At 61.8% G+C, this 3,790-nt stretch carries 4 protein-coding genes; 1 reads left to right on the forward strand and 3 read right to left on the reverse strand.

Translation table 11 applies throughout. From position 1 onward, the window contains the following. Nucleotides 1-176: 176 nt before the first annotated feature. Complete coding sequence (rpmG, locus tag PSOLE_RS23235; protein ID WP_003464575.1) at nucleotides 177-332, reverse strand: 50S ribosomal protein L33; 156 nt, start codon at nucleotides 330-332, stop codon at nucleotides 177-179. 10 nt (nucleotides 333-342) lie between these two features. Next, on the reverse strand, nucleotides 343-579 hold the full coding sequence (gene rpmB / locus PSOLE_RS23240) for a 50S ribosomal protein L28 (RefSeq protein ID WP_003242523.1): 237 nt from the start codon (nucleotides 577-579) through the stop codon (nucleotides 343-345). A 345-nt stretch (nucleotides 580-924) separates the two neighbouring features. On the opposite strand from rpmB, the gene PSOLE_RS23245 reads away from it, so the two are divergent. After that, complete coding sequence (locus PSOLE_RS23245; RefSeq protein ID WP_074861385.1) at nucleotides 925-2,502, forward strand: ABC transporter substrate-binding protein; 1,578 nt, start codon at nucleotides 925-927, stop codon at nucleotides 2,500-2,502. A gap of 133 nt (nucleotides 2,503-2,635) precedes the next feature. On the opposite strand, the gene radC is transcribed toward PSOLE_RS23245, so the two are convergent. After that, nucleotides 2,636-3,310, reverse strand: a complete 675-nt coding sequence (radC, locus tag PSOLE_RS23250) for a RadC family protein (RefSeq protein WP_003464579.1) — start codon at nucleotides 3,308-3,310, stop codon at nucleotides 2,636-2,638. Nucleotides 3,311-3,790 lie beyond the last annotated feature (480 nt).

Here is a 3,790-nt window from a genome sequence, read left to right on the forward strand (position 1 = left end):
TGCCTTCCGCTAGCACTTCCCCTTGCCGGGCGTGCAGAGGACTTTCACCTCCAAGTCGTCCGGTTCACCACCACAGTGAACCGAACAGCGCCAGTCACGGCGCTACGCGCCATGCCTGGCGCACCCAAAAAAAACCCGCCGGTTAGGGCGGGCTTCTTTGCCAGGTAACCGATCAATTACTTGATCTTGGCTTCCTTGTACATCACGTGCTTGCGTACGACCGGATCGAATTTCTTGATTTCGATCTTATCGGGGGTGGTGCGCTTGTTCTTGTCGGTGGTGTAGAAGTGGCCGGTACCGGCGCTGGACACCAAACGGATCAGTTCACGCATGACTCTCTCCTTAAACCTTTTCGCCGCGAGCGCGCAGCTCAGCCAGCACTACGTCGATGCCACGCTTGTCGATGACGCGCATGCCCTTGGCAGATACGCGCAGACGCACGAAGCGCTTCTCGGACTCGACCCAGAAGCGATGATGCTGCAGGTTCGGCAGGAAACGACGACGGGTTTTGTTGTTTGCGTGGGAAATGTTGTTCCCGGTTACCGGACCCTTACCGGTAACTTGACAGACTCTCGACATGCCTCAGCCCTCTAAAACCACATGCCCAACCCGGCATGGGTTGGCCGCTTAAACTCAATGTCATTGGCGCTCGGCGCCGCGTTTCTCGAGGGTCTTACCGGGCGCACTGGATAGCGCAAGAACCGGGCCCCTAGAAAAGAGCGCTGCTTTATACCAGAAAGCCCTGGGAGCAACAAGGAAAAACGCAGGATAAAACCCAACCCCGAGCCAGCAGCCCCGCCGGGGGCCGGCCCGTTGGGGCCTGATCAAGATTTGACCGCTCGTCGCCTCGATCGGGTATTCAGCGCATGGCAAATCGATTAGGGTTGCAAGCTTGCCGTTCACGCCAGGAATGAGGACTTCACCATGCGCCTGTTGCTCGCTGCTCTACTGTGCACCCCGATCCTGGCCCAGGCCGCCACCCTCAGCGTATGCACCGAAACCAGCCCGGAGGGTTTCGACGTGGTGCAGTACAACTCGCTGACCACCACCAATGCCGCGGCCGACATGCTGATGAACCGCCTGGTGGAGTTCGACGCCGAGCAGGGCACGCTACTGCCGAGCCTGGCGCGCAGCTGGTCGATCTCCGCCGACGGGCTGGTCTACGACTTCACGCTGCGCGACGACGTGCAATTTCACCACAGCGCCGACTTCACGCCCAGTCGCCACCTCGGTTCTCAGGACGTGCTGTTCAGCTTCCAGCGCATGCTCGACGAGCAGCACCCCTGGCATGCGGTGGCCACCAGCGGTTACCCACACGCCCAATCGATGCAGTGGCCCAGCCTGATCGCCAAGGTCGAGGCGCCGGATGCCCATAGCGTGCGCATTACCCTGAATCGCCGCGACGCCACCTTCCTCGCCACCCTGAGCATGGGCTTCGCCTCGATCTATTCCGCCGAATACGCCGACAAGCTGATGGCCGCCGGCACCCCGCAGAAGCTCAATAGCGCGCCGGTGGGCAGCGGCCCGTTTGTCTTCGAGCGTTTCCAGAAAGATGCCGTGGTGCGCTACCGCGCCAACCCGGACTACTTCGCTGGCAAGCCGGGCGTGGACCGAGTGATCTTCGCCATCACCCCGGATAGCAACGTGCGCCTGCAGAAGCTGCGCCGTGGCGAATGCCAGATCGCCCTGTCGCCGAAACCGCAGGACGTGCAGGCCATCGCCACCAACGCCAAGCTGAAAAGCGCGCAGACCGCCGCGTTCATGACCGCCTTCGTCGGCATCAACAGCCAGCATCCACCACTGGACAAACCGCAAGTGCGCCAGGCGATCAACCTGGCCTTCGACAAGGCCAGCTACGTCAAGGCCGTGTTCGAAGGCAGCGCCGAGCCGGCCAATGGTCCTTACCCGCCGAACACCTGGAGCTACGCCAGCGAACTGCCCGGCTATGCACATGATCCGGCCAAGGCCCGCGCCTTGCTGGCCGAAGCAGGCCTCACGAACGGCTTTAAGACCACCATCTGGACCCGACCCAGCGGCAGCCTGCTCAATCCCAACCCGAGCCTCGGCGCGCAGTTGCTGCAGGCGGATCTGGCCAAGGTGGGCATCGCTGCCGAAATTCGCGTGATCGAGTGGGGCGAGCTAATCCGCCGCGCCAAGGCCGGCGAGCACGACCTGCTGTTCATGGGCTGGGCTGGCGACAACGGCGATCCGGACAACTTCCTCACCCCGCAGTTCGCCTGCGCCTCGGTGCAGTCCGGGCTGAACTTCGCCCGCTACTGCGACGCAACGCTGGACAAGCTGATCGCGGACGGCAAGGCCAGCAGCGACCAGGATCAGCGCAGCCGCCTTTATCACAAGGCGCAGCAGATCATTCAGGAGCAGGCGCTGTGGCTGCCGTTGGCCCACCCCACCGCCTTCGCGTTGCTCAATAGCAAGGTCGAGGGCTACCAGGTCAGCCCGTTTGGCCGGCAGAATTTTGCCTCGGTGCAGATGGCACCCTGATCCATCATCATGGTGGGCCAAAGCCCACCCTACGCACCGAATCCTCGCCGGGAGGGCGGGTTCCGACATGTAGGGCGGGTGCAACCCGCCACCATCGATACGGCGAGTTACACCCGCCCTACGCCTGTAGCAGCTACATCCAGCCGAGTTCGGCCATCGACAGCGGCTCGCCATCGCCGACGATGAAATGATCGAGCACGCGCACCTCGACCAGTGCCAGAGCATCCTTGAGCCGCTGGGTCAGTACGCGGTCGGCCTGGCTGGGCTCCGACACGCCCGATGGGTGGTTATGGGTAAGGATGACGGCGGCGGCATTGTTGGCCAGCGCACGCTTGACCACCTGCCTGGGATAAACGCTGGCGCTGTCGATGCTGCCGCGAAACAGCACCTCGAAGGACAGCACCCGATGTTTGGCATCGAGAAACAGACAGCCGAACACCTCATGCGGCTCGTGGCGCAGCTGCGCCTTGAGGTAATCGCGCACCGCCTGCGGGCTTTCCAGCGCTGAATCGCGGCGCAGGCGCTCGGCCAGATGGCGCCGCGACATCTCCAGCACCGCCTGCAGTTGCGCGTACTTGGCCGGGCCCAGGCCGAGGTGCTGGCTGAAGCCAGCCAGATCGGCTTCGAGCAGAGCCCTCAGGCTACCGAATTCGCTGAGCAGATAGCGCGCCAGATCCACCGCACTCTTGCCGGTCACCCCGGTACGCAGAAAGATCGCCAACAGTTCGGCGTCAGTCAGCGACGCCGCGCCCTGCTCCAGCAATTTCTCCCGCGGACGCTCTGCCGCGGGCCAGTCGCGAATGCTCATGCACACCTCCCTATTGAGCCAGGCGCCCGCTGTTCCGCTGCGGGCGCTGTGCTATCGTAGCCCATCTTGTGCGACACGTTGAACGTGTCGTGCTTGGTTTGGTTAATGCGCCTAGGCACCTTAATCCCTTGCTATCAGGGGGTTTGAAGCCCGAAAAAGCATTCAACAAACCGGCTCAGCCTGGTTAATCCACACCCTGGGGACGCTTCGTTTTGGCGGGGATGGATAGCAAAAGCTGTATCTGTTCAAACCCTAAAATGGGTCAATGAGCGGTTACAGAAACAGGATAGTAACGTTCAGCTATCGTCGAATTGTTACTAAAAATGTCTGACCCGAGGGTGAATTTGCCCTCCGGGCAGAACTCACCCCTGCACGTCCGGCAGTGAGCCAATTCACCGTCGTGAGACGTTGTAGGGTGTTGAACCAAGCACGGAGCGAAAAGCTCCGAATCGCATTGCTCAACTTCGCTTGTATAGGAAG

It is taken from the genome of Pseudomonas oleovorans subsp. oleovorans (genome assembly GCF_002197815.1).
In the GTDB taxonomy this organism is placed as follows: domain Bacteria; phylum Pseudomonadota; class Gammaproteobacteria; order Pseudomonadales; family Pseudomonadaceae; genus Aquipseudomonas; species Aquipseudomonas oleovorans.

What these genes read in the sequence shown, in the direction of transcription:
- radC (WP_003464579.1), bottom strand. Translation starts at nt 3,310, where the DNA reads ATGAGCATTCGCGACTGGCCCGCGGCAGAGCGTCCGCGGGAGAAATTG.
- rpmB (WP_003242523.1), bottom strand. Translation starts at nt 579, where the DNA reads ATGTCGAGAGTCTGTCAAGTTACCGGTAAGGGTCCGGTAACCGGGAAC.
- rpmG (WP_003464575.1), bottom strand. Translation starts at nt 332, where the DNA reads ATGCGTGAACTGATCCGTTTGGTGTCCAGCGCCGGTACCGGCCACTTC.
- PSOLE_RS23245 (WP_074861385.1), top strand. Translation starts at nt 925, where the DNA reads ATGCGCCTGTTGCTCGCTGCTCTACTGTGCACCCCGATCCTGGCCCAG.